Genomic DNA, 23,625 nt, shown 5'->3' with positions numbered 1-23,625 from the left:
AAGTAGGGATTTTATAATGAAAAATGAACATTTAAAAAATAGCACGATCTTCCCATTGGGACAAAAAGTAGATGCAAACTTTATCGGTGATGCCTACCTACAAATGGTGTTTTCCGATCCAACACCATTAAACACAGCCATTGGGAATGTAACCTTTGCTCCCGGAGCGCGCAATAACTGGCACTCTCATCATGCTGGCCAAGTTTTGATAGTTACTGGCGGTGAGGGGTGGTATCAAGAGGAAGGAAAACCAGCTCAATTACTAAAGACGGGTGATGTGGTCAATATTCCACCGAATGTGAAACATTGGCATGGGGCGACAAAAGACAGTTGGTTTGTCCATTTAGCCCTTACTCCAGGACCAACGGATTGGTTAGAATCCGTCGAGGACGAATGGTATACGAAATTATAAGTAGAACGGAAGCCGTTTTTCCAAGTTACTATCAATTCTTACCTTCTTTACCTTATGTGCAGTCCGCTCAAACTCTCGGGATACTCCGAGAGTTTTTTGTAAATAATAAGATAGTTAAACAATCGAGTAAGGAGGGCTTGTATGAAACAAAATCAACAAGCGAAAGAGAGTATGGGTTCTATCATGAAACCAGAATTCGCAGGAACGGATGCACAAGAAGTAAAAGGACAAATTCAAAAAGATGTTAGCCAAGGACAAGGGGCAATGACTTCCCGAGAGGCAGGATCCATGCGCGATTAAAAAACCACTCTGAGTGGTTTTTTTTAAAAACAAGTTTTCTTGTATCAGAAAAAGCGATCCTTCGTTAATTGAAGCATCGCACCGTTAATGTTTTAGGATTTAGCTTTGATATGGCTTTTACTTGGTGCAAACCAACCAATTAGAGCGATAGCAACTAATACTCCATAAAATATTAGTGTCCAAGTGGTACCGTGGGGGAAATGATGATCTAAGACACCAATATCCTCATGGGCAAGGGTAATTACTGCAAGTTTGACACCAACCCAGGCTACAATGGCATATGCTGTTGTTTCCAAAGCTGGGCGTTTTTCTAGAAGTTGCACAAACCAGGTTGCTGCAAACTTAATCAAGACAAGGCCAGCAATCCCTCCAAGAAGAACAACAATGAACTGTCCTCCATCCATACCCCCGAAATTGCCAAGCGGTGAATCTGTAAGTCCAAGGGCCAGAGCAACCGCAGCTAGAATCGAATCAATTGCAAAAGCGAGGTCAGCTAATGCAATCTTCCCTACTGTGGGCCAAAAACCTTTACCTACTGATTCCTTTTCATCGTCCTTATGAATATTCTCATTTTCTTTTCCGAACTGCGCCTTAATGACATGCTTTAATCCTAGGTATAGAAGATAAGCTGCTCCTATCGCCTGGATTTGCCAGACGTTTGCAATAAAAGAAATGACAAAAAGTGCAGCAAATCGGAAACTAAATGCCATAATGATTCCATAATTTATAGCTCTTTTTTTCTGATCTGCGGGTAAATGTTTGGCTATCACAGCTAGTACAAGAGCGTTGTCAGCCGATAACAATCCTTCTAATCCGATTAGAATTAACAAGGTCCATGCATATTCAAGCCATAGTGAATCCATCCACTTCTCACCTTTCAAAAACAAAAATGTCATGCAAAAATTTTGTTAACAATAGAATTCCCCATTGGGCTACAGGTAAACCTACTGATTATAGGCTATTTACTTGTTAAGATTAACTTTCGTGTTTTGGCATCATATATTTTATAACTAATTTCAACCATATGGTCTTTTGTAACTGTCACCTCACAATAATAAGGGATTGCCTTTCCATAGGCATCAAGTTCAGGAATATCTCTGAAGCTAAATATTTCATCTGTATCGGGCATTTCAAAGTCCGCTTCAGAAGAACGACCTGATGAATCTATTTCGATAACACATTTCCCACTGACGACATCGTATTCCTTTAGCACAACATATTTCAGGCTTGGGAGCGTAACTGCTAAAAGTAAAACACCTACTAATAAGCTTCCAAGGCTTTTACTTACATTTAAAAATGAATAGTCTCTATCACTATACATAACAATAAAGGCAATTACTGCGCCTATTACAAACAAGGCTCCAAGTATGAGCATTAAATAATAAAAGAACATTTTTTCACTTCCTATAATGATAAAACTAGTCTTGAATAAGCCTTTCAAATATGATCTCATATGACATAGGTTTCCCGTGTCCATTATATTCCAGTGGCAAGACCTGTACTAATTTCCAACCCTCTGATGCATAAGCATTAATGGTTTCTCTATGTTTTGGAGAAGAAAAAAATCCCCCAAGAGAAGTTTCTACAAACTTATATTCATACATACACTTCCACCTCCAAGTCACATATCTTTAATACGTTTTACCCTAAGAAATGTTTCAACTTATTATAATGCTAAACTGCATGTTAGCTTAATAAAAAAAGCCGCCAAAATGACAGCTCGATCTTCAACACAAGCACCCGCTATCTTAGATACAATAGTTCACAATCTTGCATTCTTGGATATAAAAGGTTTTTTGTTTAAATATTTTAAATATGTAAAAAAGCTTACTCAAAGAGTAAGCTTAACCGCTATAAACAGTATCACATGTTCCAGGTTTTGGTTCATAAAAACAATGTTCTTTAAATTGACCAGTATGAGGTTGACCGTACCATGTGGGTGGGCATGGAGCATGTGGATTAAAATACCAAAGGGCGAATTTCGCTGGGTGGTCTCTCCAATAATCCAAATTCTGTTTTGCTAATCTTCTTTCAGAAGTTCTTGCTCTTTGATAAAATACATTCCCTTTTTGAACAGCTTCAAAGGAAAAATTTCCTCCTTGTACTTGAAAAACAACTTGGTTAACTGTTCTTAAACCTTTAAAGTCTAAACAATTTGCTACAAGACGATTCACAATGACATTTCCAACATATAACATTCCCTGTTTTCCTTCACCTTCGGCTTCTGCTCTCATCATCCTTGCCATTAAGTCAACGTCTGAACTTCGGTAACTTACTCTTGGCATTTTACCACCCCCAAAATATAATATGAAAAAATGCCTACATTCATGTCAGTGTTTATATAATGAGAATGCCTAGTTTTTAAATATTTAGGGGACAGTCCCCCGCCGCTTTAAAGAGCTGGGGGACTGTCCCCACTATTGGTTCCAATAACAACTGTAGCGTCCCGTTCTGCGTCTCTAACTACTTTAGTGACCAATCCAGAATGAGCAAAAACCTCAATAGTTTGTGGTGCCTGCATTTCGCTCGTCTCGATGAGTAGGTGTCCTCCCGGAGCGAGCCAATCAGGGGCTTCTTTTACCACTCTTCTTAAAATGTTAAGGCCATCCACTCCTCCATCCAGAGCCAAATTTGGTTCATAAAGACGGGCCTCCAAGGGAAGCAGTTCCATTGCTTTCGTGGGAACATAAGGTACGTTAGCAACCAGTATATTTATACGGCCTCTCATCCATCGTGGTAAAGCCTCATACAAGTCTCCTTCAAAAACATGACCACCGAATTTAGTTACGTTTTTTCTTGCACATCGTGTTGCGATAGGGTCGATATCAGAACCATACAACATTATGTCTCCCATAGCAGCTGCCAGTGCGGCACCTATAGCCCCTGAACCACAACAGAGGTCAACGACGAGATCACCAGAACATGCTAGGTCTTCCGCCTGACGAACAAGAAATTCTGTACGGTGCCGAGGAACAAAAACTCCTTGTTCCACTTCAATCCGAAGACCACAGAACAGTGCCCATCCAATTACGTATTCAAGTGGTAAACCCTCGACTCGCATTTCGACCTTTTTTGTGAGATCCTCTAAAGATTGTGCTTCTGAAACAAGTAACTGAGTCTCCTCTTCTGCAAATACACACCCCGCACTACGGAGCTTGTAGACTATCGATGTTACCGTATGGTGGTCTACTAAAAAATTTATCCCAATCACCCTTTTAATTTTGGATTAACAATAATTTTTACAGACATTATGAAATTAGCGTTTTATCTTTTTGTTTAATAATGGAATGTACAATATGGATGGAGTCCCATTCTCCCGAGGAAAAAGACATAATAGGGTATTTTTTTGGAAACAAAGTATGATTAATCTCGTCTGGGTTCTTTCCTTCATCATGAAGCTTTAAAATCGTTCCTTGCAGATTCAGCAGATATTCCAGCTTTCTCTTTAACGCTGTACGCCCATTGCTTAAATATCCTGCGTGATTGCAAAACACATCATCAAAATCATAAGTTAAGACTTTTTTTAATGATTCGATAAGCACAGGGATATTTTCCTCTCTAAGAACAACCTTTGTTTTTTCCTGACAATAAAGGTCTCCCGTAAAGAGCTGACCTGTTGCTTCATTTAAAAATGCAAGATGATCAATGGAATGGCCTGGTGTTTTGATTACCTGCCACGTGGCATTTTGTGAATGAAAAGTTTCACCAATTGGTTCTGCGCGAAAGGGTCTACGCCTTCCCCAAAACAGTTGACGATATAATGGATAATCAGCCTTCTTCATGCAGGATTCAAGCATGATGCCATCCATGAAAAGGGGAACCTGGAGATCTTTCTGCAGGAAGGAGGCACAGCCTGTATGATCTTCATGAAAGTGGGTGATCACTACTTGATCAATATCAAGTTGCTTAAAATATGACGTAAAAAACCTTTCCAGTGACTTTGCTCCAGTATCAATTAAAACACCATCAATGAAAAAGCAATGAACATTTAACTTCACACTTTGGAAACATAGGGTTCCATTACCCATCTGCACCCCATTCACACTCTTTTGCTCAAAATTCTTCTTCATAAACATGAACTCTTCTCCCAACCTATTACAAAGTCATTAAAATATATTCATAATATTCAAATTATATCAATCATAAAAGTAGAAGTACACTTGTTAACAAAAATAAGGGGACAGTCCCCCGCTGCTGTAAAGCGCTGGGGGTCTGTCCCCAAACTCTTTATGTATACTTTTTCTCCGATAATCTTAAAATAACAATAAAAGAAACCTAAACAATAATTGGAGGCATTCCTTTTGGGGATTTTTAATAAGAAAACGAAGACTAATTTCTTAACGGTCTCAGAGGTTTCTGCTCTTTGGCTCCAATATATGGGCGACAGCATGGCCATCTGTATGTACAAATATTTTCTCAAAATTGTTGAACACAAAGACATAAAGGAAATAATTGAAATATCTTTACGATTATCCGAGACCCACATCAAGAAAATCACCGAATTCTTGAGGAGTGCTCATTTCCAAGTGCCAATCGGCTTTACAGAGGCGGACGTCAATTTGAATGCCCCGCGTCTGTTTTCTGATCAATTTATCCTTTTTTACTCCTATATTATGAGCCTACACGGGTTACCAGCGTATAGCTTAGCAATTACAACCTTAGAGCGACAGGACCTTCAAAATTACTTTTTTGAATGTACGAGACAAACGAACGAGTTGTTCCAAAAAATCCAGCAACTGGCGAAAGATCAACCGAAATTTTCAAGCGTTCCCTCCATTCCTTCCCCGCATGGACCGGAGTTTGTTGAATCAACAGGAATCATTGATAATTTAATCGGAGACAAAAGACCACTGAATAGTTCCGAAATCAGCACCCTTTTCTTTAATTCAAAAAAAACTGGATTTATCCGGTCGTTAAGTATTGCTTTTAGTCAGGTAGCAAAATCGGAAGACGTTCGAAATTTTATGATAAAAAACGTGAAATTGGCGGGGAAAGATGCGGATAGCTTTGACGCTATCTTAAAACAAGATCATCTACCTATTCCCGAAAAGTGGGATGTAGAGATTACAGATTCAACCATCAGTCCATTTTCGGACAAACTGATGATGTTTCACGCAGCGTTTTTGGTTAATGCAGCTCTGTCATATTATGGGGCAGCATTGGGTTCCAGCTTACGGTCGGATATCATGCTAAACTACTATAAAGTATTCACCCACGCCATGGAGGCCGGCACCTTCTGTTACACCATCCTCGTGAAACACGGCTGGTTAGAAAAACAACCCGAAACCATTGATAGAAAATCCCTGGCCAAGAAATCATAGTGAAAAATGGGGACAGTCCCCCGTCGCTTTAAAGCGGTTGGGGACTGTTCCCTTTGAATTTATAAATTTATAGAATTACCCTCGAAAAATCACCTTTTAAGACCTCTTTTTCATTCTGATTTTTACATAAAAAAGACGCAATAATAGCCGTTCTATTATTCTCTTGCCGTTCATATTTTTCAATTGTAACTTCACAAATGATGGTATCCCCCGTGAACACAGGTCGCAAAAACTCAAAATTCATATTTCGGGCCAGTACGTTATGATCCCCACCTACTTTTGTCGGTAGTGTTGCAGTCAACAGCCCTTGCACGACAAGCCTTCCCTGTTCATCTGGGATTATATGATGAATTCCTTCATCACCTGATACCTCCGAAAATAACTCAACATCCCTTACCGTAAAAATCCGTTCAAACGTAATGATATCTCCTACTTTTAATGGCATATAAATCTCCCCCTGTAGGTATAGTGATTATGAGTAACCCCAAAATTAGCCTTTAAAGGATAATCCTAGTTCCTTCAAAGCCGCCCTAAGTCTGGGCAACGAAGCCGGTCCCACACCATGAAACTGCAATATTTCCTTTTCACTATAGGTTGATAGCTTCTCTAGAGTAGTCACCTCATTGTTTTCCAAGGCCCGTCTTGCCGGTGCTGATAGCAATGCAAGAAACCCTCTTTCAGGTTTACGCTCCTTCTCACAAATAGGACAGGTTGGACAATCGCTACTCTTATAATAGGTATGGCCTTTGCTGCAAACCTTTTGATTCTTATTCGGATTGGTCATAGTAAGATGTCTCCTTAAATTTGACATTTGCTAGTTATTCATTATTTAGGATTCAACTTTGGTTTTACATTTCCTTCTTAAAATATATTGTGTTTTACCATTTTTCAGCAAACGATCTTGCCCTTCCTGTCTACTCATGCATAAAAAACAAGTTCATCACCATTCCATATGGACTATACTAATCAAACGATTAATTAAAAACGGGAGAAATATCTATATTACTGCTTTTCTCGTCACTTTAGATCTTTTACTCGTCTAAATTCATAAATTACTCGTCAACATCAAAACTTTACTCGTCATTTTCTCCATTTACTCGCCAATTACAACACCCACCCACTGTTAAGCAATTCTTAGGCAAAGAATAATATAATACTTCTCGAAAAAATTGTCATAAAATGGACAATACATATTCAATGTCTTTACTTTTAAAATAGTAATTAGGTCTTTCTTACCAATTTAATCATTCAAGAGCATGTGAAGGGGTACAATGATGAGCTTTTATCATGAGGTAATAGATACTTCTCTTATTACAGTGGTAGCGTTATTCTTTACATTTTATATTAAAAATAAATTTCTAGATAAAATTAGTCCTAATAATAAGCATCAGAATGAATTTGAAAAAAATTATCTGGATACCCTTAAAGATCTTCAGGATTTAAAATTTGCCTTAGACGAGTCCAATCTTGTTCAAATCGTCGATAAATCGGCCAATATCTTATATGCGAATGAGAAATTCTGCCGCCTTTCCGAATACTCCTTTGAAGAACTAAAAGGAAAAAACATGCGAATTTTAAATAGCAGCTATCATTCCAAAGAATTTATTAGAGATCTTTGGACTACTGTTACTCAAGGAAAAGTATGGAGTGGAGAAATTAGAAATAAAACAAAAAGTGGTACATACTATTGGACATCTACAACGATTGTTCCATTTTTAGATAAAAATAATAAGCCATTTCAATATATTGTCATTCGAAATGACATTACAAAAAGCAAGGAGCTGGAGAAAAAGCTAGAATACCTTTCAAATGTGGATGGGTTAACCTCCTTATTTAATCGAAGGTATTTTGATAAGATGCTGGATTATTATTGGCAGTCCCTCTATAAAAGCAAAAACTCTCTTTCAGTCATTTTGTTCGATGTCGATTATTTTAAATGCTACAACGATCACTACGGTCATTTATTGGGGGATCAGTGTTTAATAGATATATCCAATCGGGTCAAGGATATTATGAATTCGTATGAGGCCATCTGTGCAAGATATGGGGGCGAGGAATTTGCCATTATCCTGCCAAAAAAGGATGCACATGAAGCTCGTTTCCTAGCAGAAAGAATCCGACAAGAAGTTGAGCAATTAAACATTCCTCATGAATGGTCTAAGATCAATAACTCGGTAACCATGAGCTTTGGCGTGGCTTCCCTAATTCCCACCAAAGATAAGAATCCCCTGGAATTACTAGAATTAGCCGATAAAGCCTTATACCAAGCGAAAAATAACGGGAGAAATACAGTAGCTTAATAGGCAACAAAAAAGGGGGTCAGTCCCCCGCTGCGTTAAAGCGCCGGGGGACTGTCCCCCAAAAATTTATATTAGGCTCTCCACCTCTTCTTTGCTCGGCAGCGCGGAGATTGCTCCTTTTCCTGTTGTGGTGAGGGCGCCGCTTGAGTTCGCAAATCGGAGGATATCGGCTGCATTTCTTCTAAGTACTTCTTCCACGTTACCCGGGTTTGCCTGTAATTCTAGCAATTGATATAAAAATCCACCAATGAAAGCATCCCCTGCTCCGGTTGTATCCACCGGTTCCACCGTGTATCCGCTCGATTTAAAGATCTCATCCTTTAAATACAAATCCGCTCCGGCCGCGCCCTTTGTGTAAACGACGGCCTTCACGTTTCCAACGAACAACGATTGAATCGCATCGAACTCCCCTTGTATTCCCGTAATAAACGAAAGCTCTTCATCCGACACCTTGACGATGTCAGCTGCCGGTATAAATTCGAGAATGGCCTTCCGACAGTCCTCTGGGTCATCCCAAAGCGGAAGCCTCACATTGGGGTCAAAACTGACCAAGCCTTCCGCAGCAGAAACCGCCTCGATGGCTTTCGTATGCGCCTGCTTCATCGGGCTTTCCACTAAATCAACCGAGCAAAAGTGGAGGATATCCCCCGCTTGAAACCAATCCAGCTCGATTTCTTCCTCGCTCAACAGCAAATCAGCCGAAGGATTCCGGTAAAACGAGAAATCACGTTCCCCGTTTTCTTTTAACGAGACAAAAGCCAAGGCAGTATTCGCTTCCCCCGTCCGGTAAATTTTGTCCGTCTCCACACCCGCCTCGACAAGCTTCTCGACTAAAAAGTCGCCAAACGCATCGTTCCCTACTTTCGAAATCATCGCTGCTTTCTGCCCATATTTGGCAACGGCCGCAGCCACATTGGCCGGTGCACCCCCTGGCGCTCTCTCAAACGCAACCACATCCTTTAAGGCCGCTCCCTTTTGAAGAGGAATAAAATCGATTAACATTTCACCAATCGAAAAAAGCTTTCCCATTCTGTCACCTCTGTCCCTCTTTAATCTCCCATTTAACCGCCGTTACCTTCGTTTGGCCCCCACGAGCAAACACACGGATTCCGTTACTATTTTCACTAGGGAAAATCCTTCCTGTAAAAACTTCCTCTCCATCATTTACAAACACCTCAACAGAGGAAACATCCACAAAAATTCGGAACGAAATCGTCTCAGCGTCCAACGTACATTTTCGAACGGTACCAAACTCCTCAGCAAAGGCTTCGCCGGATTGCGTCCGATCAAACACAACCTTATTCTCCACTGCATCATATTTAATGACGGTTTTCTCATCTTCACCGACCCTGAGCTCCAAACCAAACTCCTCGGCAGTAAAATCAGAGAAATCCACAAGAAGCTCATACATGCCTCCCTCAAAATCCTTTAAAGCAACATGTTCATTCACGACCGTTTGGCTGTTTTCCACCTTTTTACCGCGAAGTAATTCAAGCTCAGTGACTGGCTGCTGAATCAGCTTTCCTTCACGAACCGAAAGTTCCCTAGGAAGGGTTAAACAGTGCGCCCAGCCATTTATATCAGTCGGATAGTCAATCTCCGGCAAACCCATCCATCCAACTAAAATCCGACGTCCCTCGGGATCCACCGTCGTTTGCGGTGCGTAAAAATCAAACCCGCGATCCAACTCATGAAAAGCTCCATGTTTTAGTTCGTTATTCTCTAAATCTATAGGACTTCCAATGACATACCCTGATTGATATATATTTTGATAGTGGTCGCCTTCCACTTGTAACCCTTGTGGAGAGAAAAGGAGCACGCCTTGCCCGTCCAACTCAAAATAATCCGGACATTCCCACATATAACCGAAGTCTTCACCTAAGCCAGTCTTCACTTCGCCTGCAAAATGCCAATTTTTCAAATCCGAAGAGTGATATAAAACGACACACCCCGTTTCATTTTCCCTTTGCGCCCCAATCACTACAAAGAAGGAATCCCCCTGCTTCCACACCTTTGGATCACGAAAATGGTCGGTATAGCCATTTGGAACCTCGCCAATCACCGGCGCATCCATTTTCTCGATGCTTCCATCCGGATTCATCACTGCCAGACATTGATACGGGTGTCGGTGCCACTGTTCATCGCGAGTGTTACCCGTGTATAGTAAGTATAATTTTCCCTCGTGCTCAATGCCGCTTCCGGAATACACCCCATGACGATCAAACTCATTCGACGGCGCAATGCCCATTCCGACCTCTTCCCAATGCACAAGGTCTCTAGACTTCGTATGGTACCAATGCTTCAACCCATGAACCGGACCGAGTGGAAACCACTGATAGAATAAGTGATATTCCCCATTAAAATAACTAAAGCCATTTGGGTCGTTTAGCAATCCTGTCACCGGCTGAATATGAAAAGCCTGACGCCACGGACATTGATTCACGAGTTTCGCTAACCCTTGAATTTCCTCTTCGTTCACATCGTCCATGCTTCTGTATCGTTGCTCTTTTGTCCATTCCATGCTGATACACTCCTAATACAGAAAGGAGAATCACGGGATTCTCCTCTTTTTTATTATGCTGCTCTTTGGTCAGATGATTGTTTCATGCCCTTTTTTTCGTTCCTTTTTGCTAAAACAATCGTGACAATAAAGGCGACGACAAATGCTATAGCCATACCGATAATATAAGAAATAATCGTATCCGGGCGAATGGAGATCACTCCTGGAATTCCAGCGGCTCCTAACGCCGTCGCTTTCACCTTGAACATCGTTACAAAGCCAGATCCGACGGCAGAACCCGAAATCGCCCCGATAAATGGATAGCGTAACTTTAAGTTCACTCCAAACATGGCAGGCTCTGTAATTCCTAACAACGCAGAGATTCCCGCTGCGGAAGCCGTTCCTTTGATTTTTGCATTTTTCGTCGTCTTAAGCACGGCCAGTGTCGCAGCACCTTGCGCAATGTTAGACATCGCCGCAATAACGAAAATGAATGATCCACCTGTTTTGGCTACATCGGCTAGCAATTGTGTTTCTACTGCTATAAAACTATGATGCATACCTGTAATAACAATCGGAGCATAAAGCAGGCCAAAGATAATTCCGCCAATGATCCCAGTTGTGTCATACAACCAAACGATTCCATCTGTTAATAGATTACCAGCTGATCGTGTAAGCGGTCCCACTAAAGTGAACGTTAAAATCCCGGTAATAAAGATCGAGAATAACGGGGTTAATAGATTGTCTAAAGCAGATGGGACAACCTTCCGCAGGTAGGTTTCAATTTTTGCTAAAATAAATGACGCGGCAAGGACCGGAAGAACGGTTCCCTGATAGCCTACTTTTTCAATTTCTAAGCCAAAAATTTTCCAAACAGGAACTTCATGTTTCAGTAACGCAGCACCGTAGCCGTACCCATTTAACAAGTCTGGGTGAACCATCAGCATTCCAAGTGTCGCGCCAAGGAACGGATTTCCGCCAAACCGCTTCGTGGCTGAAAATCCAATTAATATCGGTAAAAAGACAAAGGCTGCATTGGCAAAAGTATTAATGAGTGCCGCTAAATCCACCATTTCCGGATTGGCATCCACTAAGGATTTTCCCTCAATAAACAAGTCTGGGGCTGTTAAAATATTGTTGATCCCCATGAGTAAACCGCCAGCGACAATTGCTGGGATAATCGGAACGAAAATGTCTGACAGCATTTTGACAAATTGCTGAATCGGATTCAGTTTCTTCGACGCCGCGTCTTTCACATCACTCGTGGACATTTCTGTTTGACCTGACATCGCTGCCAAGTGCTTATAGACCTCGTTCACCGTTCCCGAACCTAAAATAATTTGAAACTGACCTCCCGTCGAAAAGGTCCCCTTCACTGCGTCCATTTGATCCAACGCTGCTTGATTCACGGCTGATTCATCTTGTAAAACTAAACGTAGACGTGTGGCACAATGCGCTGCAGCTGCTAAGTTTTCCTGACCACCAATAGCATCGAGTACTTCCCGTGCAATTTTCTTATGATCCATCTTAATCCCTCTCTTTTTTGTTTGGATTCGGTTTTAGGAACCGGTTCCATTTTGGCGCAAAAATAAAAAACTTTCGTTTGTGGAACCGGTTCCGTTTTTTGTTAAAAAAATATGAAATGAAAAGAGAAACCGAATCCGCTTGTGACCAAGTGATACGGTTCTCTCGTTTGGAACCGGTTTCGTTGTTTTTATTATAGGGTACGCTTAAAGCGATTGTCAACGCTTTCTCTTTCGACTATTTCAAATTTAGAAACAATTATTTTTTCCACATTGCGTTCATTGACTAACTCGACCATTTGCCTTGCAGCTGTTTCTCCCGCTTCCTTGTAAAAAAACTTCGCAGTCGTTAAGCCCGGATGGATGATTTCTGTCACATCATAGCCGCCAAAACCCGTTACCGCTAAATCCTCGGGAATTTTGGGCCCCTCAGTATACGCTGCCTTCAGAACCCCAAGGGCAATATTATCGGTCGCACAAACAATGATAGAGGGCTGGAATTCACGGATGATTTCCGTTGCACTCGCTTGCGCTGCTGGAATCTTGAACAAAGTCTCATAGAATCGAACCTCGCAATCCGCTACTTCTTGAATAGCCTTTGTAAAGCCCTGCTTTCGCTTCACCCCAACAGCAATATCCCGTTCGGTTACGCCTAGATAAGCAATTTTCCGGTATCCCTTTTCAAGGACATACCTTCCCATCTCATACCCAGCGTTGAAATCATCATGGATCAGACTATGAAAGTCCTCATGCTCTTGTCCAATTAACAGGACAGGAACGTTAACCGTTTCAAAGGCCTTGATATGCTGATCCGTGATTTCAGTCGCAAGCAAAATAATCCCCGCCATTTTTTGATTGGCGAAGCTATAAATGCTTTCAATCTCTCGTTCCAGACTTTGACTGGTATTGGAGATTAGCATTTGATAATTTAGTTGCTTTAATTGTTCATCGATGCCAATTAACGTCTGCGAAGAAGCATAGGAATCCAGCCTGGGGACAATCGTGCCAATAATATTGGTTTTCTTTGCTTTCAAGCTTTGCGCAAACGGATTGGGAGTATACCCGGTCTCCTTGATTGCCTGTTCAATTTTCTTTTTGGTCGCTTCCCCAACAGAACCACCATTCAAATACCGAGACACCGTACTCTTCGCCACACCCGCAAGCTTGGCAATATCCAAAATTGTACTCATGTTCCTCAACCTCGTTACATTTCAATTTCATATATCTATAATATCATAAAACGGGGACAGTCCCCCACTGCTCTAAAGCGGCGGGGGACTGTCCCCAAATTTTTATTTACCCATGGTCACCCAAAACATGGATAATGCCGGGAAGAAGGTGATGATTAGTAGGTCAACGACCATGACGACAATGAAGGGTGCAATCGATCGGACCAGTTTATCGTAGGAAATGTCGGCTATCCCTTTTACAACAAAGAGGTCTAATCCTACTGGCGGTGTGATGAGTCCGATTGATAGGTTAACGACCATAATGAGTCCAAAGAACACCGGGTCAATTCCTGCTGCTATAGCAATCGGCAGCAATAATGGTGTTAAGATTGTAATCGCCGCAGATGCGTTCAAGAAGCAGCCTGCGATAAAGAAAATAACCGTGAACATAAGCAGGATGAGATAACGATTATCAGAGAATCCAGTTACTAGATTAACAAGTAGCTGCGGAATTTGTTCAGCGGTTAGCAGCCAGCCAAATAGATTCGCAGCTGCAATAATAAAGACAACCATCCCTGTCATTTTACCTGCTTTAATAAAAGCCTCCGGTACATCCTTCCAATCCATATCCTTATAGACAAATTTATTGATAATAAAAGCATAGGCAGCAGCAATCGCACCAGCTTCCGTCGGAGTAAAAATACCTCCCCTTATTCCAAAGATGATAATTAATGGAAGGATTAAGGCCAATATTCCTTCAAAGAAAGTCTTTTTGAAAGAAGAGAATTCAAACTTCGTGTTCTCTTGAGAATAGTTATTCTTTTTTGTCAGCCAATAGTTTAGCATCATAATCGACAAACCAATTAAGATTCCAGGGACAATCCCGGCTGTGAACAAATCCCCAATCGAAACGCCTGCCGTTACTCCGTATACAATCATAGGAATGGATGGCGGAATAACGACTGCGATGGTTCCTGCACTCGCTACAGTAGCAGCGGCAAATCCTTTATCGTAGCCTTTTTTCTCCATCATTGGGATCATCATTTTACCGACAGCCGCCGTATCTGCTGCACCTGATCCCGAAATTCCTGCGAAGAACATACTTGTTAACGTCGAAACCTGTGCTAAACCGGCACGCAGCCAGCCGACCGATGCAAAAGCAAATCCCGCAATCCGTTGTCCCATACTGCCAGACATCATAAATTCACCCGTCAGCATGAAAAAGGGAATAGCTAGAAGTGGAAACGAATCTACAGAGGTTAATAATCTTTGAGGAACGACTTCTAATGGAACATAGTAGATACTAGATAAAAAACCGGAAATGGATGCTAATATTAACGAGATAGCAATAGGAACACCCAGAAACATCAGTACAAACAGGACAACCAGGACAATAACTGCTACTGTCATTCAACTTCCTCCTTTTCTATCCTATATGGGGATTCTCATTTGCCACTTCTACCTGAACAATCCGAGCCTTTTCCTCTTTTCCAACTACCAAATTAAGTATGTTAACAAAAGAATGAAGAAGACAGATGAGCGAACAGACGAGGACAGAGCCATAAATCAGCGTCATATTCAGTCCCATTGAAGGGGATATTTGTTGACTAGTAAATTTTAAGATGCTAAAGCCATATACGATTAAAAATAGAAAGACAGCGGAGTTGATGACTTCAATGAGGACTTGCAGCTTACCTTTCAATTTTTCAGGCAAATAATGAAGTAAAATTTCCACCTGTGCATGTTCCTTGCTTTTATAAACAATTCCGATCCCTAAAAAAACAATCCAGACAAACATGTAACGAATGAGCTCTTCCGCCCAGCTTAAATTAAATACGGAAAAATCAACCATTGGAAGCGTCTTTTGCACGATGGAACTCTGTAAAACGAACCGGGAAAACACTTGATACACCGTAGCCACGAAAGCAATAACGAAAAAGAAGATTAAGAGAAATTTGCTGGCTTTATCCACTTTTTTACTCAGTTCCGTCATAAACCCTTTCATTGAATGCACCTCCACATGATTATTTTAAGCTTTCTATTTTTTCCAGCAGATCTTTTCCAATGGAGCCTTCAAACTCTTTGTATACTGGTTTAACCGCTTCTCTAAAGGAGTCTAAGTCAGGGTTTTCCTCGATTTGAATATCTGTTTTTCTCAGGTCCTCAAGCAGTTGTTTCTCATCCTCTAAAGCTACTTTTCTCTCATATTGAATTGCCTCTTTGGATGCTTTGGTGATCACCTTTTGCAAATCCTTTGGCAGCGTGTCATAGGTGGTTTTACTCATAATAAAAACAGCGGCATCATAATTATGAGCGGTTAACGTCAAATACTTTTGAACTTCATTAAATTTGTTTAAATAAATCTGCGCAAGCGGATTTTCCTGACCATCTACGACATGCTGCTCGAGCGCGGTGTAAAGTTCCCCAAACGGTACCGGAACAGGAGTTGATTTCAGTGCCTTCACAAACGAAATATAGGGTGGCGATTCCTGGACTCTAATTTTCATACTTGCTGCATCTTTAGCAGTTTTAATTGGCTTGACATTATTGGTCATATGTCTCCAGCCGTTTTCCATAAAACCTAAATTCATTAACCCACGATTCGCCAGGTCTTCTCCTAGTTCCTTACCGATTTCTCCATCGAGAACCCTAAAGGCATGCTCACGACTTTCAAATAAATAAGGAAGATTGAGTACATTAAACTTCGGGGCAAAATTAGTCACTGGTGCAACGGAACCTATGTGGAAGTGAATCGATCCGATTTGGGCTCCCTCAATCTGGTCCCTCCCGTTTCCTAACTGGCTGCTAGGAAAAATATCAATTCTAATTCTCCCTTTTGATTCTTTCTCAACTAGCTCTTTAAACTTTAAAGCTCCCTTATGATAAGGATGAGTTTCTGTCTGCAAATGTCCGAGCCTTAAAACATACTCTGCATCTGTGCCTTTACTTGTTGCCGTACTGGTACTGGAACAGCCGGTAATCATGAATAAACAGGTTAACACTATGAGAACGAAGACAGAAGCTTTTTTCATTTCTTAACCTCCCTACCAATTTGTAAGCCCTTTCAAATTTTTAAAAAATCAACCTGGTTAGCTAGTAATAGTATGTACTCCTCCCTCCTAATATGGTTCAGTCACCCAACCACTAAATTAATTATATTTCAATTTTCTAAAAAATCAAATATTATTTTTCCTATTAAAAATATTTATTGCTTAGTAATAATAAAAATGGTTTAATGAAAATACACTGGTACTGGTTGGGTCACCTAACCAATAAAATCCAAAAATTGATGGAAACCATTTACAAGTTATTTACTGAGTGCTTAAATAAAATTAAGAGCAACTAGTATAAAGGTACTAGATTATTAAAAACATAAAGTGCGCTTCGATTTTAACGGAGGGAGCAGTGATAACGTGGAATTTAATAGAAAAGGAATTTCTGAACAGGTAGCAGACAGTATTAAGAGAAAAATTCAAGCTGGAGAATACCAAGTCGGGGAACGAATACCAGGAGAAAGAGAGATGGGGATCGAGCTTTCCGTCAGTAGAAATACGGTGAGGGAAGCCTACAAAATTCTCGAAGCCTATGGGTACCTACAAGTGAAGCATGGAACAGGCGTATTTGTTGCCTCACCCGAACATCAAATTCAAAAGGTGACGGAAGCACTTTTTGTCTCAACTGAACAGATTAAAGACTTTTTCTCTGTCCGAAAGATCCTCGAAGAATGGACCGTCAAGTGGGCAATTGAAAACTCGACTAACGACCAATTCACTGAGTTAGAGCATATTGTGAATGAAGCAAATGAAATCGTCAAAGGAAAAATAGATTATACGAGATTAGCTGAATTGGACCATAAATTTCATATAACAATAGCCAATAACTCAAAGAATACCGTTTTAACCGGGATTATGAATTATCTAATTGATTTATTGTCTGAGTCACGAAGTAAAACCATGCAAATTCCTGGTCGTGCCTTACAATCCGTTCAAGAACACACGAGAATTTTACAAGCAATCAAACAGAAAAATTCAGAGTTAGCACAGCAATGTATGAAGGAACATCTAGAAAGCGTGGAACGTTCGATTACGGAAAATGCGGTAACTGAGGCATAAGGAAAAATAATAGACGACACTAGAAATGACGTATGAATTAGCATACGTCATTTTTTTATTGCTGCTTTTGCTATAAGTGAGGCATAAATCTGAGAGCCTTTTATATTTGGATGTACGCCATCTGAATAAAAGTATGAATCTTTTCCCATACTCGCATCATACCAATTCACCAAAGAAATTCTAGAGGACGATGCCGTAACCTCTCTTAGAATTGAATTCACCTTACTTTCCCAAGGACGGGGTACCCGTGAGTTCACTAAAATAATTTTCTTTCTATTACCCAGAGAGTCTATTAAAGAAACAAGCTGATTTTTATCAATTGGACCATTTGTTCCTAATTCTATGATCACTTTATCACCTAATTTACCTTCTGATTTTAAGCGTTGTATGACAGTAGAAGCATCTCTCATTTGACGCCCAACTTTTGCATCTATGACAATCTCCGGAAACTCTTTTTTTAAATAAGGAGCCACCATAAGCATAACGGAATCTCCAATTGCTGTAATGCTTGTTTCATCTACTCCTGACACAGGACCCGACTTTTTTTCCTCCACTTGACCATTATTCGCTTCCTTACTAGGAGAACTATTGTTCTTTTGCTCATTGTCTTTATCCTGCCATTTTTTTCGTTCGGTTGTTATTAACTGAATATCATTTGTCCTGTGATTCTTGCTTTCGGAAGCAGACGACGACATTCCCCAAAAGGAAATTCCTATGGTTAAAAGGGACAAAACCAATAGAAGCTTTTGAAGAAGAGAAACCTGTTTAAACAATGGTTTTGTAGGTTCACGATTGTTTAGAAATTTACCAATAGCTCCACGTCTTATGGGATTTTCTATATAACGCCATGACAGTGCAGATAGTAAAAAAATTCCGAAAACCTGTAATGTCATACGAAGAATATTTAATTCTTCATTATTAGCTACAGGATTGCTTAAGACAATAATGGGATAGTGCCAAAGATACATGGAGTAGGAACGAACACCAATCCATCGAAGCGGCTTGAATCCAAGTAGTTTACTAAGATGACTGCCTGGGTGTGCCAATGTAGCAACCAAGATTAATGCCGCTAATGACGTTAGGACCATTCCGCCTCTATATAGAAACGCTTCAAACTGGTTGGTTTTCCAAATCATTACTATTAATATGACAAAACTTAAACTACCTGCTACATCTAAAGTAATGATGGCAAATCTTGGCGCACGTTTGGAGAGCTTTCGACTAGGCCAAATCAATGCAAGAAATGCTCCAAATAGAAGCGAGAAAAGCCTTGTATCTGTTCCATAATAAATTCTACTTGGGTCTGTCCCTACTTTATAATTCAATCCCATAAGAGATATAGAGATTATTGCGATGATCAGTGTGACCCACAATATCGATGTTCTTCGTCTAAAAACCTTTAAGCCCAAAATTAATAGCAATGGCCAAAGGATATAAAATTGTTCTTCCACTGCTAAAGACCATAAATGTGTAAAGGGAGATGGCGTTCCGAAACTAGAAAAATAAGAGATTTTATGAAAAATAAACCACCAATTGCTTATATAAAAAAGAGAAGCTAGTAAATCACCTCTTATATTTGGGATGATGGCACAATTGAATAGAGTAATCCACGCCATGACTACAATCACCATCACAATTAGTGCAGGAAATAACCTTCGTATTCTTCTATGCCAGAATTTTTTTAGATTAATAGAACCATTTTCCTCCCACTCCATAACGATAAGATCTGTAATTAAATAACCTGATAAAACAAAGAATATCACCACTCCTAATAACCCACCTGGAGCCCAACTTACATTTAGATGATAGGCTATGACGGAAAGGACAGCTATAGCCCTTAATCCATCAATCCCAGCAATGTACCGCTTGTTTTCTTTTATAGGAATAGGCAAAATAAACTCCTCCTTAATAAAATCTCATTCCATCGAGGGGATCGATTCATCCCATTAGAAAAAACGAGCAGTTCTTACAAAAAGTTACAATATTTTCTAAAAAATATCATTTTTCTACTTGAGCGTCATTGTTTTGCTCCCTCTCCAAAAAAGAAAAAGCCACCATTCTCTGGTAGCTTTTGTTCTTGTCTTGAATTTCTGTATGAATGTCACTCAGTATGGACAATCTCAGCAGATCGAACAATTTGTAAAATAGTTGTTTCATCCACCAAATTAGCATCAAAGTGCAAATCGTAAACGGCCTTTTTAGGCTCAATGAACATGTATATATGGGTCTCCGTTTTTGTTTTCGACCTCACCGTGTCACTGCTGGTAGTTACTTGATACGCATCAAATGGTAGCTGTGTTAGTTTCTGTTTGTCAGTTACAATGGATTGATTGGGTAATACCGCCTCTAATGAATCAGCGTAGGCCAGCCCCTCAATGATACCTACCGATTTACCTTTGATTGAAAAAGCTGCAGAATCTATCCCTTTATTGACACTCCATTGGCTGCTTACTTTTATTTTCAAATGATCCAGAAGAACTTCCTGTGTTTCTTTTGCTGTACTTTCATTTGTATGATTCATGATCTTCTCGTTTTCGTTGACAGTATTTTTTTCTAGACCGACCTTCTTGTTAGGCGAGGATCCATTTCCACACCCAGAGATTACAGTCATTATGAGTAACAGCGAACTAATCATAATTCCAATCTTCATTGCTTTTCCTGCCTTTTTGGGATTATTCATATTTTAAGTCAATTTTCATTAAGTTAAAGTGATTGCCTTTTTCCTCATTGGTATCCCTAACAAACACGATGCTCTTCCCGTCTTTTGACCAGCTTGGCTGCCAGTCACTATATTCACCGCTCATGACAACATTCACTGGCAAATTGTTTGTCGCTGATTTGGATGAGGAAATGAGGTTGTTTAACTCTCGTTCATTTAATTTTGACTTTGTTAATTGTGATTCGCTTTTGCTTTCCACATGTAAAGCCAAGATCTCACGATACGTAACAACAATTTGAGCTTTTTCCGTACCCACTTTTTCATTAGTGGTTGTATTCCTAGCAAAAGTGAGAAATTGACCATTTGGTGACCACTTTGGCTCCATTCCATCGGTTAATTTTTTCGGATTGGAACCATCCGTCTTGATTATCCACACTTCTTTTTGAATCGATTCCCCTTTTATTCGGGTCTTAGTGTAAGCGATATTCTTGCCATCTGGTGACCAGCTAGGTTCAGAACCATCAGTGATTTTTCTTAACTTGCCAGCCCCGATATCCATTAGCCATATTTCCTCGCTTGTTTGAGTTACCCCATCTGAATCATTCAATTGATAGCTTTGTTTAGCAAAGGCTAGCTTCTTCCCATCCGGTGACCAGGTTGGATGGTCATAAAAATCATCAGGGGAACCCGGTGCTGCTAGTTGACGTACGTGCGATCCATCTTGTTCCATTAGCCAAATCCCAGCATTCTTGGTTTGATAACCGGAAAATGCTATGGTCTTCTCGTCCGGCGACCATGCTGGATTTCTCATATATTGAAAACTATTCAAAGGAAATTGTTTAAACGATTGATTGCTTTGGTTCCAAATAAAAATTTTTTCATCTTTTTCAAAGCCAACCGATTTTCCATCTGACAGCATAGTTGGGAAATTAACCTTTGAAACACCCAATGAAACTAACTGTTGCTCTTTTACCACACGAATCTGTTCTGCCTTTGCTTTTTGATTAGGAAAAAAAGTCGGAAGACAAACGGATAAAGCAACTAAAGATGCAGCAACTACCGGCAAAAAATGTTTTTTCCATGTGCGTTTTTTGAGGGTCTTTATCTCAACCACTTTTTTCCGTGTTTTCTCAACCTCTTTTTTAATTACCTGGATTCCTTTTTCTTCAAAATCAGGTGTCGGCATGTCTATTATGTTGGAAAGTTTAATCAGATGAACGGTATCGAGCATTTCAGTCCATGCTTGATCATCCGCTTTGTCTATGTTTATTCTTCCGGTTTGATTCAATCTATCAATATATTGGGAAAGTCTATCTTGCTCGTTTGATAAACTCATCGCAAAGCCTCCTCCAAAAATTCCTTTTTCATTAGGTCCTGAACCTTCTTTATCGCGCGAAATTGTATGACTTTTACGAAGGCTTCCGTCTTCCCCAGCAGTTCCGCTGTTTCTTTGATCGACAGTCCCTGCAAAAGCCGTAATACAATTACTTTTCTCTGATCCTCATTTAATAAGTAAAGGGCATGTTCCACTTGTTCCTTTTGTTCGATGATTTTTTCTAAATCACTTCCTATATCGGTTAAGAACAGTTCGGGTTCAAGACTTAAGGGTTCTTGCGTTTTTTGCTTTTTTCTCCATATGTCAATGATCAGGTTTCTAGCAATGGTTTTTAAAAGGGCTAATATATTCACATTATCTTCTAAATACCTATCCTCTGCCCGGATAGCTTTGATAAAGGTTTCCTGCGTGATATCTTCTGCTTCCTGCTTATGACGAACCCGTAAAAATACAAATACATATACTTCTTTCCAATAATCAATCCATATCTTCTCCCAATCCATTTATTAAGCTCCTTTTTCCTTCAAGACGTCTATACTAATCAAAACGTTATAAACCATAAGAAGTTACATGCGGAAAAATATATTCTATGTATCTAGCTCCTTGAAGATAAAACACAAAAATGGTCAACCAGAAAAATCTGGTTGACCAATAAATAGGACGCGGGCTTGCGTTTAAAACGCGGATGGCTGTAGCGGTCTTTATTACTCTTTACTTATAGATCCTCTTATGATGATTCGTTGAATGAATTCTTTAGTCTTTCAATTAAATTTGTACACCACTTTATATAGAGTTTTTCATATTCAATTCCGAATTCCACGACGGACATGCTGGACAGAATAGGATCCCTAGAATTTGATGGATTTAGCATTTCTTTAAGTTCATTTACCTTGTCAAGATATATTGTCAACTTCTCCTCATGTTCCTTCTTTTTCTCTTCCAAACTGGGTATCATTTGTTCAGATTCAACAAGCCAAGAATTATAAGCCTTCAAAAGGAATTCATCCCGAATTATTTCTGGTTCAGTAGGCTCGGTTGTCCAACGAATTAGTTCTTGCTGCCCACTTTCTGTAATTCTATATACTTTTCGAGCAGGACGGTAATCATTTTGCTCTACTTCATGGAGTACTACTAGTCCTTCTTCATCCATTTTTGCCAATTCAGGATATATTTGATTACTTCCTGCTTTCCAGAACGGCCCCATTCGACTATTCATCTGTTGCTTAATATCGTATCCGCTTAGCGGCTCCCGCGCCAATAATGTAAGCATGGCATAACGAAAGGAACTCATCTAACCACTCCTTTATCATAGTTGTTTTTATAGGTTCATTTTAATATATATTCGCATGTAATTTTTATCAAGTAAACCGAGATAATTATAGGTTAAACTTAACATATATTTTAGTTGATTTATAAAAACTAATATGTTAATTTTGTAATAGGTTAATTTTAACATATAAAATAAAAGGGAGAGAATGATATGGCAAAAGGTTCGTTACTCGTTGGTTGGGGTGAAATCATACCGGGGCGTGAAAAGGCGGCAAAGGCCACGCTCAATAATGCAATGGAATACTGTATTCGATTGCAACAGGAAGGAAAAATCGATCGTTTCGAGGTAGTTGTTCTTGAGCCTCATGGCAGTGATCTCAATGGCTTCGTCCTTATCACCGGAGACAAGGAAACCGTTGCCCGCCTGCGAGCAGAAGATGAATTTGTCTCGGTTATGGTTGGAGTGCAGTTGGTCCATAGGAATGTGAGGGTGGTTGGCGCTTACACAGGATCCGAGATACAATCTTTGTTTGCGATGTGGGATGAACAAGAAGAGCAGCTACTCGGTGAATGAGCAGCAGTAAAGAAGTTAATGGGGTTCTTTTAAACATTATAACGGGAAGCGTTAGTACACTAACAAAAATCGTGGTTGTTGTAGTAAACGAGGTCACTTTTTGTAAACAAAGGATAGATGTTAATCGGATTCTACCGGTTCATCTATCCT

Annotated in this window: 26 protein-coding genes; 6 read left to right on the top strand and 20 right to left on the bottom strand. The window is 40.0% G+C overall.

Annotation, left to right across the window (positions count from 1 at the left end; genetic code table 11):
- Window positions 1-16: 16 nt before the first annotated feature.
- The gene (locus RCG25_RS02945; protein WP_308082189.1) at window positions 17-412 is read left to right on the top strand and encodes a cupin domain-containing protein; all 396 of its coding nucleotides are present in this window, start codon (window positions 17-19) and stop codon (window positions 410-412) included.
- A gap of 141 nt (window positions 413-553) precedes the next feature.
- Window positions 554-712 (top strand): hypothetical protein, encoded by a 159-nt coding sequence (locus RCG25_RS02940; RefSeq protein ID WP_308082188.1) that lies wholly within the window; start codon window positions 554-556, stop codon window positions 710-712.
- 92 nt (window positions 713-804) lie between these two features.
- Here RCG25_RS02940 and RCG25_RS02935 read toward each other — a convergent pair whose 3' ends face one another.
- The 6 genes from RCG25_RS02935 to RCG25_RS02910 all read right to left on the bottom strand — a co-directional run bounded on the left by RCG25_RS02935 (window position 805) and on the right by RCG25_RS02910 (window position 4,788).
- On the bottom strand, window positions 805-1,575 hold the full coding sequence (locus RCG25_RS02935) for a TerC family protein (protein ID WP_308082187.1): 771 nt from the start codon (window positions 1,573-1,575) through the stop codon (window positions 805-807).
- A gap of 95 nt (window positions 1,576-1,670) precedes the next feature.
- The gene (locus RCG25_RS02930; RefSeq protein ID WP_308082185.1) at window positions 1,671-2,153 is read right to left on the bottom strand and encodes a hypothetical protein; all 483 of its coding nucleotides are present in this window, start codon (window positions 2,151-2,153) and stop codon (window positions 1,671-1,673) included.
- Complete coding sequence (locus tag RCG25_RS02925; protein WP_308082184.1) at window positions 2,131-2,316, bottom strand: DUF4177 domain-containing protein; 186 nt, start codon at window positions 2,314-2,316, stop codon at window positions 2,131-2,133. The genes RCG25_RS02930 and RCG25_RS02925 overlap by 23 nt, the downstream gene beginning before the upstream one ends.
- A gap of 240 nt (window positions 2,317-2,556) precedes the next feature.
- Window positions 2,557-2,997 carry a cell wall hydrolase gene (locus RCG25_RS02920; RefSeq protein ID WP_308082183.1) on the bottom strand — a complete coding sequence of 147 codons (441 nt, stop codon included), beginning with the start codon at window positions 2,995-2,997 and terminating at the stop codon, window positions 2,557-2,559.
- 107 nt (window positions 2,998-3,104) lie between these two features.
- Complete coding sequence (locus tag RCG25_RS02915) at window positions 3,105-3,914, bottom strand: putative protein N(5)-glutamine methyltransferase (protein ID WP_308084086.1); 810 nt, start codon at window positions 3,912-3,914, stop codon at window positions 3,105-3,107.
- A 46-nt stretch (window positions 3,915-3,960) separates the two neighbouring features.
- Entirely contained in the window at window positions 3,961-4,788 is an 828-nt protein-coding gene (locus tag RCG25_RS02910; protein WP_308082182.1) for an MBL fold metallo-hydrolase, read from the bottom strand.
- A 225-nt stretch (window positions 4,789-5,013) separates the two neighbouring features.
- Here RCG25_RS02910 and RCG25_RS02905 point away from each other — a divergent pair, with 225 nt between their 5' ends.
- On the top strand, window positions 5,014-6,033 hold the full coding sequence (locus RCG25_RS02905) for a DUF3231 family protein (RefSeq protein WP_308082181.1): 1,020 nt from the start codon (window positions 5,014-5,016) through the stop codon (window positions 6,031-6,033).
- A gap of 67 nt (window positions 6,034-6,100) precedes the next feature.
- On the opposite strand, the gene RCG25_RS02900 is transcribed toward RCG25_RS02905, so the two are convergent.
- Entirely contained in the window at window positions 6,101-6,478 is a 378-nt protein-coding gene (locus RCG25_RS02900; RefSeq protein WP_308082180.1) for a hotdog domain-containing protein, read from the bottom strand.
- A gap of 45 nt (window positions 6,479-6,523) precedes the next feature.
- Window positions 6,524-6,817, bottom strand: a complete 294-nt coding sequence (locus tag RCG25_RS02895; RefSeq protein ID WP_308082179.1) for an RNA polymerase alpha subunit C-terminal domain-containing protein — start codon at window positions 6,815-6,817, stop codon at window positions 6,524-6,526.
- A 487-nt stretch (window positions 6,818-7,304) separates the two neighbouring features.
- Here RCG25_RS02895 and RCG25_RS02890 point away from each other — a divergent pair, with 487 nt between their 5' ends.
- The gene (locus RCG25_RS02890) at window positions 7,305-8,333 is read left to right on the top strand and encodes a sensor domain-containing diguanylate cyclase (RefSeq protein ID WP_308082178.1); all 1,029 of its coding nucleotides are present in this window, start codon (window positions 7,305-7,307) and stop codon (window positions 8,331-8,333) included.
- 66 nt (window positions 8,334-8,399) lie between these two features.
- On the opposite strand, the gene RCG25_RS02885 is transcribed toward RCG25_RS02890, so the two are convergent.
- The 7 genes from RCG25_RS02885 to RCG25_RS02855 all read right to left on the bottom strand — a co-directional run bounded on the left by RCG25_RS02885 (window position 8,400) and on the right by RCG25_RS02855 (window position 16,557).
- Window positions 8,400-9,362 carry a carbohydrate kinase family protein gene (locus RCG25_RS02885; RefSeq protein WP_308082177.1) on the bottom strand — a complete coding sequence of 321 codons (963 nt, stop codon included), beginning with the start codon at window positions 9,360-9,362 and terminating at the stop codon, window positions 8,400-8,402.
- 4 nt (window positions 9,363-9,366) lie between these two features.
- Entirely contained in the window at window positions 9,367-10,854 is a 1,488-nt protein-coding gene (locus tag RCG25_RS02880) for a glycoside hydrolase family 32 protein (RefSeq protein ID WP_308082176.1), read from the bottom strand.
- Between the two features lie 53 nt (window positions 10,855-10,907).
- Window positions 10,908-12,359 carry a sucrose-specific PTS transporter subunit IIBC gene (locus tag RCG25_RS02875; RefSeq protein WP_308082175.1) on the bottom strand — a complete coding sequence of 484 codons (1,452 nt, stop codon included), beginning with the start codon at window positions 12,357-12,359 and terminating at the stop codon, window positions 10,908-10,910.
- A 191-nt stretch (window positions 12,360-12,550) separates the two neighbouring features.
- Window positions 12,551-13,546 (bottom strand): LacI family DNA-binding transcriptional regulator, encoded by a 996-nt coding sequence (locus tag RCG25_RS02870; RefSeq protein WP_308082174.1) that lies wholly within the window; start codon window positions 13,544-13,546, stop codon window positions 12,551-12,553.
- Window positions 13,547-13,648: 102 nt separating this feature from the next.
- A complete protein-coding gene (locus RCG25_RS02865; protein WP_308082173.1) occupies window positions 13,649-14,935 on the bottom strand; it encodes a TRAP transporter large permease in 1,287 nt (428 codons plus the stop codon).
- 16 nt (window positions 14,936-14,951) lie between these two features.
- Window positions 14,952-15,530 (bottom strand): TRAP transporter small permease, encoded by a 579-nt coding sequence (locus RCG25_RS02860; protein ID WP_308082172.1) that lies wholly within the window; start codon window positions 15,528-15,530, stop codon window positions 14,952-14,954.
- A gap of 19 nt (window positions 15,531-15,549) precedes the next feature.
- Window positions 15,550-16,557: a TRAP transporter substrate-binding protein gene (locus RCG25_RS02855; protein ID WP_308082171.1), complete on the bottom strand. Its 1,008-nt coding sequence runs from the start codon at window positions 16,555-16,557 to the stop codon at window positions 15,550-15,552.
- Between the two features lie 381 nt (window positions 16,558-16,938).
- Between RCG25_RS02855 and RCG25_RS02850 the strand changes: the two genes are divergently transcribed.
- The gene (locus RCG25_RS02850; protein ID WP_308082170.1) at window positions 16,939-17,637 is read left to right on the top strand and encodes a FadR/GntR family transcriptional regulator; all 699 of its coding nucleotides are present in this window, start codon (window positions 16,939-16,941) and stop codon (window positions 17,635-17,637) included.
- Between the two features lie 47 nt (window positions 17,638-17,684).
- Here the strand turns inward: RCG25_RS02850 and RCG25_RS02845 are convergent, their stop codons facing one another.
- From RCG25_RS02845 to RCG25_RS02825, 5 genes are all read right to left on the bottom strand, one after another.
- A complete protein-coding gene (locus RCG25_RS02845; protein WP_308082169.1) occupies window positions 17,685-19,529 on the bottom strand; it encodes an acyltransferase family protein in 1,845 nt (614 codons plus the stop codon).
- 209 nt (window positions 19,530-19,738) lie between these two features.
- Window positions 19,739-20,287 carry a hypothetical protein gene (locus tag RCG25_RS02840; protein WP_308082168.1) on the bottom strand — a complete coding sequence of 183 codons (549 nt, stop codon included), beginning with the start codon at window positions 20,285-20,287 and terminating at the stop codon, window positions 19,739-19,741.
- A gap of 22 nt (window positions 20,288-20,309) precedes the next feature.
- On the bottom strand, window positions 20,310-21,632 hold the full coding sequence (locus RCG25_RS02835; protein ID WP_308082167.1) for a hypothetical protein: 1,323 nt from the start codon (window positions 21,630-21,632) through the stop codon (window positions 20,310-20,312).
- The gene (locus RCG25_RS02830; protein WP_308082166.1) at window positions 21,629-22,135 is read right to left on the bottom strand and encodes an RNA polymerase sigma factor; all 507 of its coding nucleotides are present in this window, start codon (window positions 22,133-22,135) and stop codon (window positions 21,629-21,631) included. Before RCG25_RS02830 ends, RCG25_RS02835 begins: the two co-directional genes overlap by 4 nt.
- A 224-nt stretch (window positions 22,136-22,359) precedes the next feature.
- Complete coding sequence (locus tag RCG25_RS02825; RefSeq protein WP_308082165.1) at window positions 22,360-22,923, bottom strand: PadR family transcriptional regulator; 564 nt, start codon at window positions 22,921-22,923, stop codon at window positions 22,360-22,362.
- 189 nt (window positions 22,924-23,112) lie between these two features.
- Here RCG25_RS02825 and RCG25_RS02820 point away from each other — a divergent pair, with 189 nt between their 5' ends.
- Complete coding sequence (locus tag RCG25_RS02820; protein WP_308082164.1) at window positions 23,113-23,475, top strand: hypothetical protein; 363 nt, start codon at window positions 23,113-23,115, stop codon at window positions 23,473-23,475.
- The last annotated feature ends 150 nt before the right edge of the window (window positions 23,476-23,625 follow it).

The organism is Neobacillus sp. PS2-9 (genome assembly GCF_030915525.1).
GTDB lineage: Bacteria > Bacillota > Bacilli > Bacillales > Cytobacillaceae > Neobacillus.
Note: the sequence above shows the minus strand (reverse complement) of the source record. Positions and strands in the feature narration are given on the sequence as shown.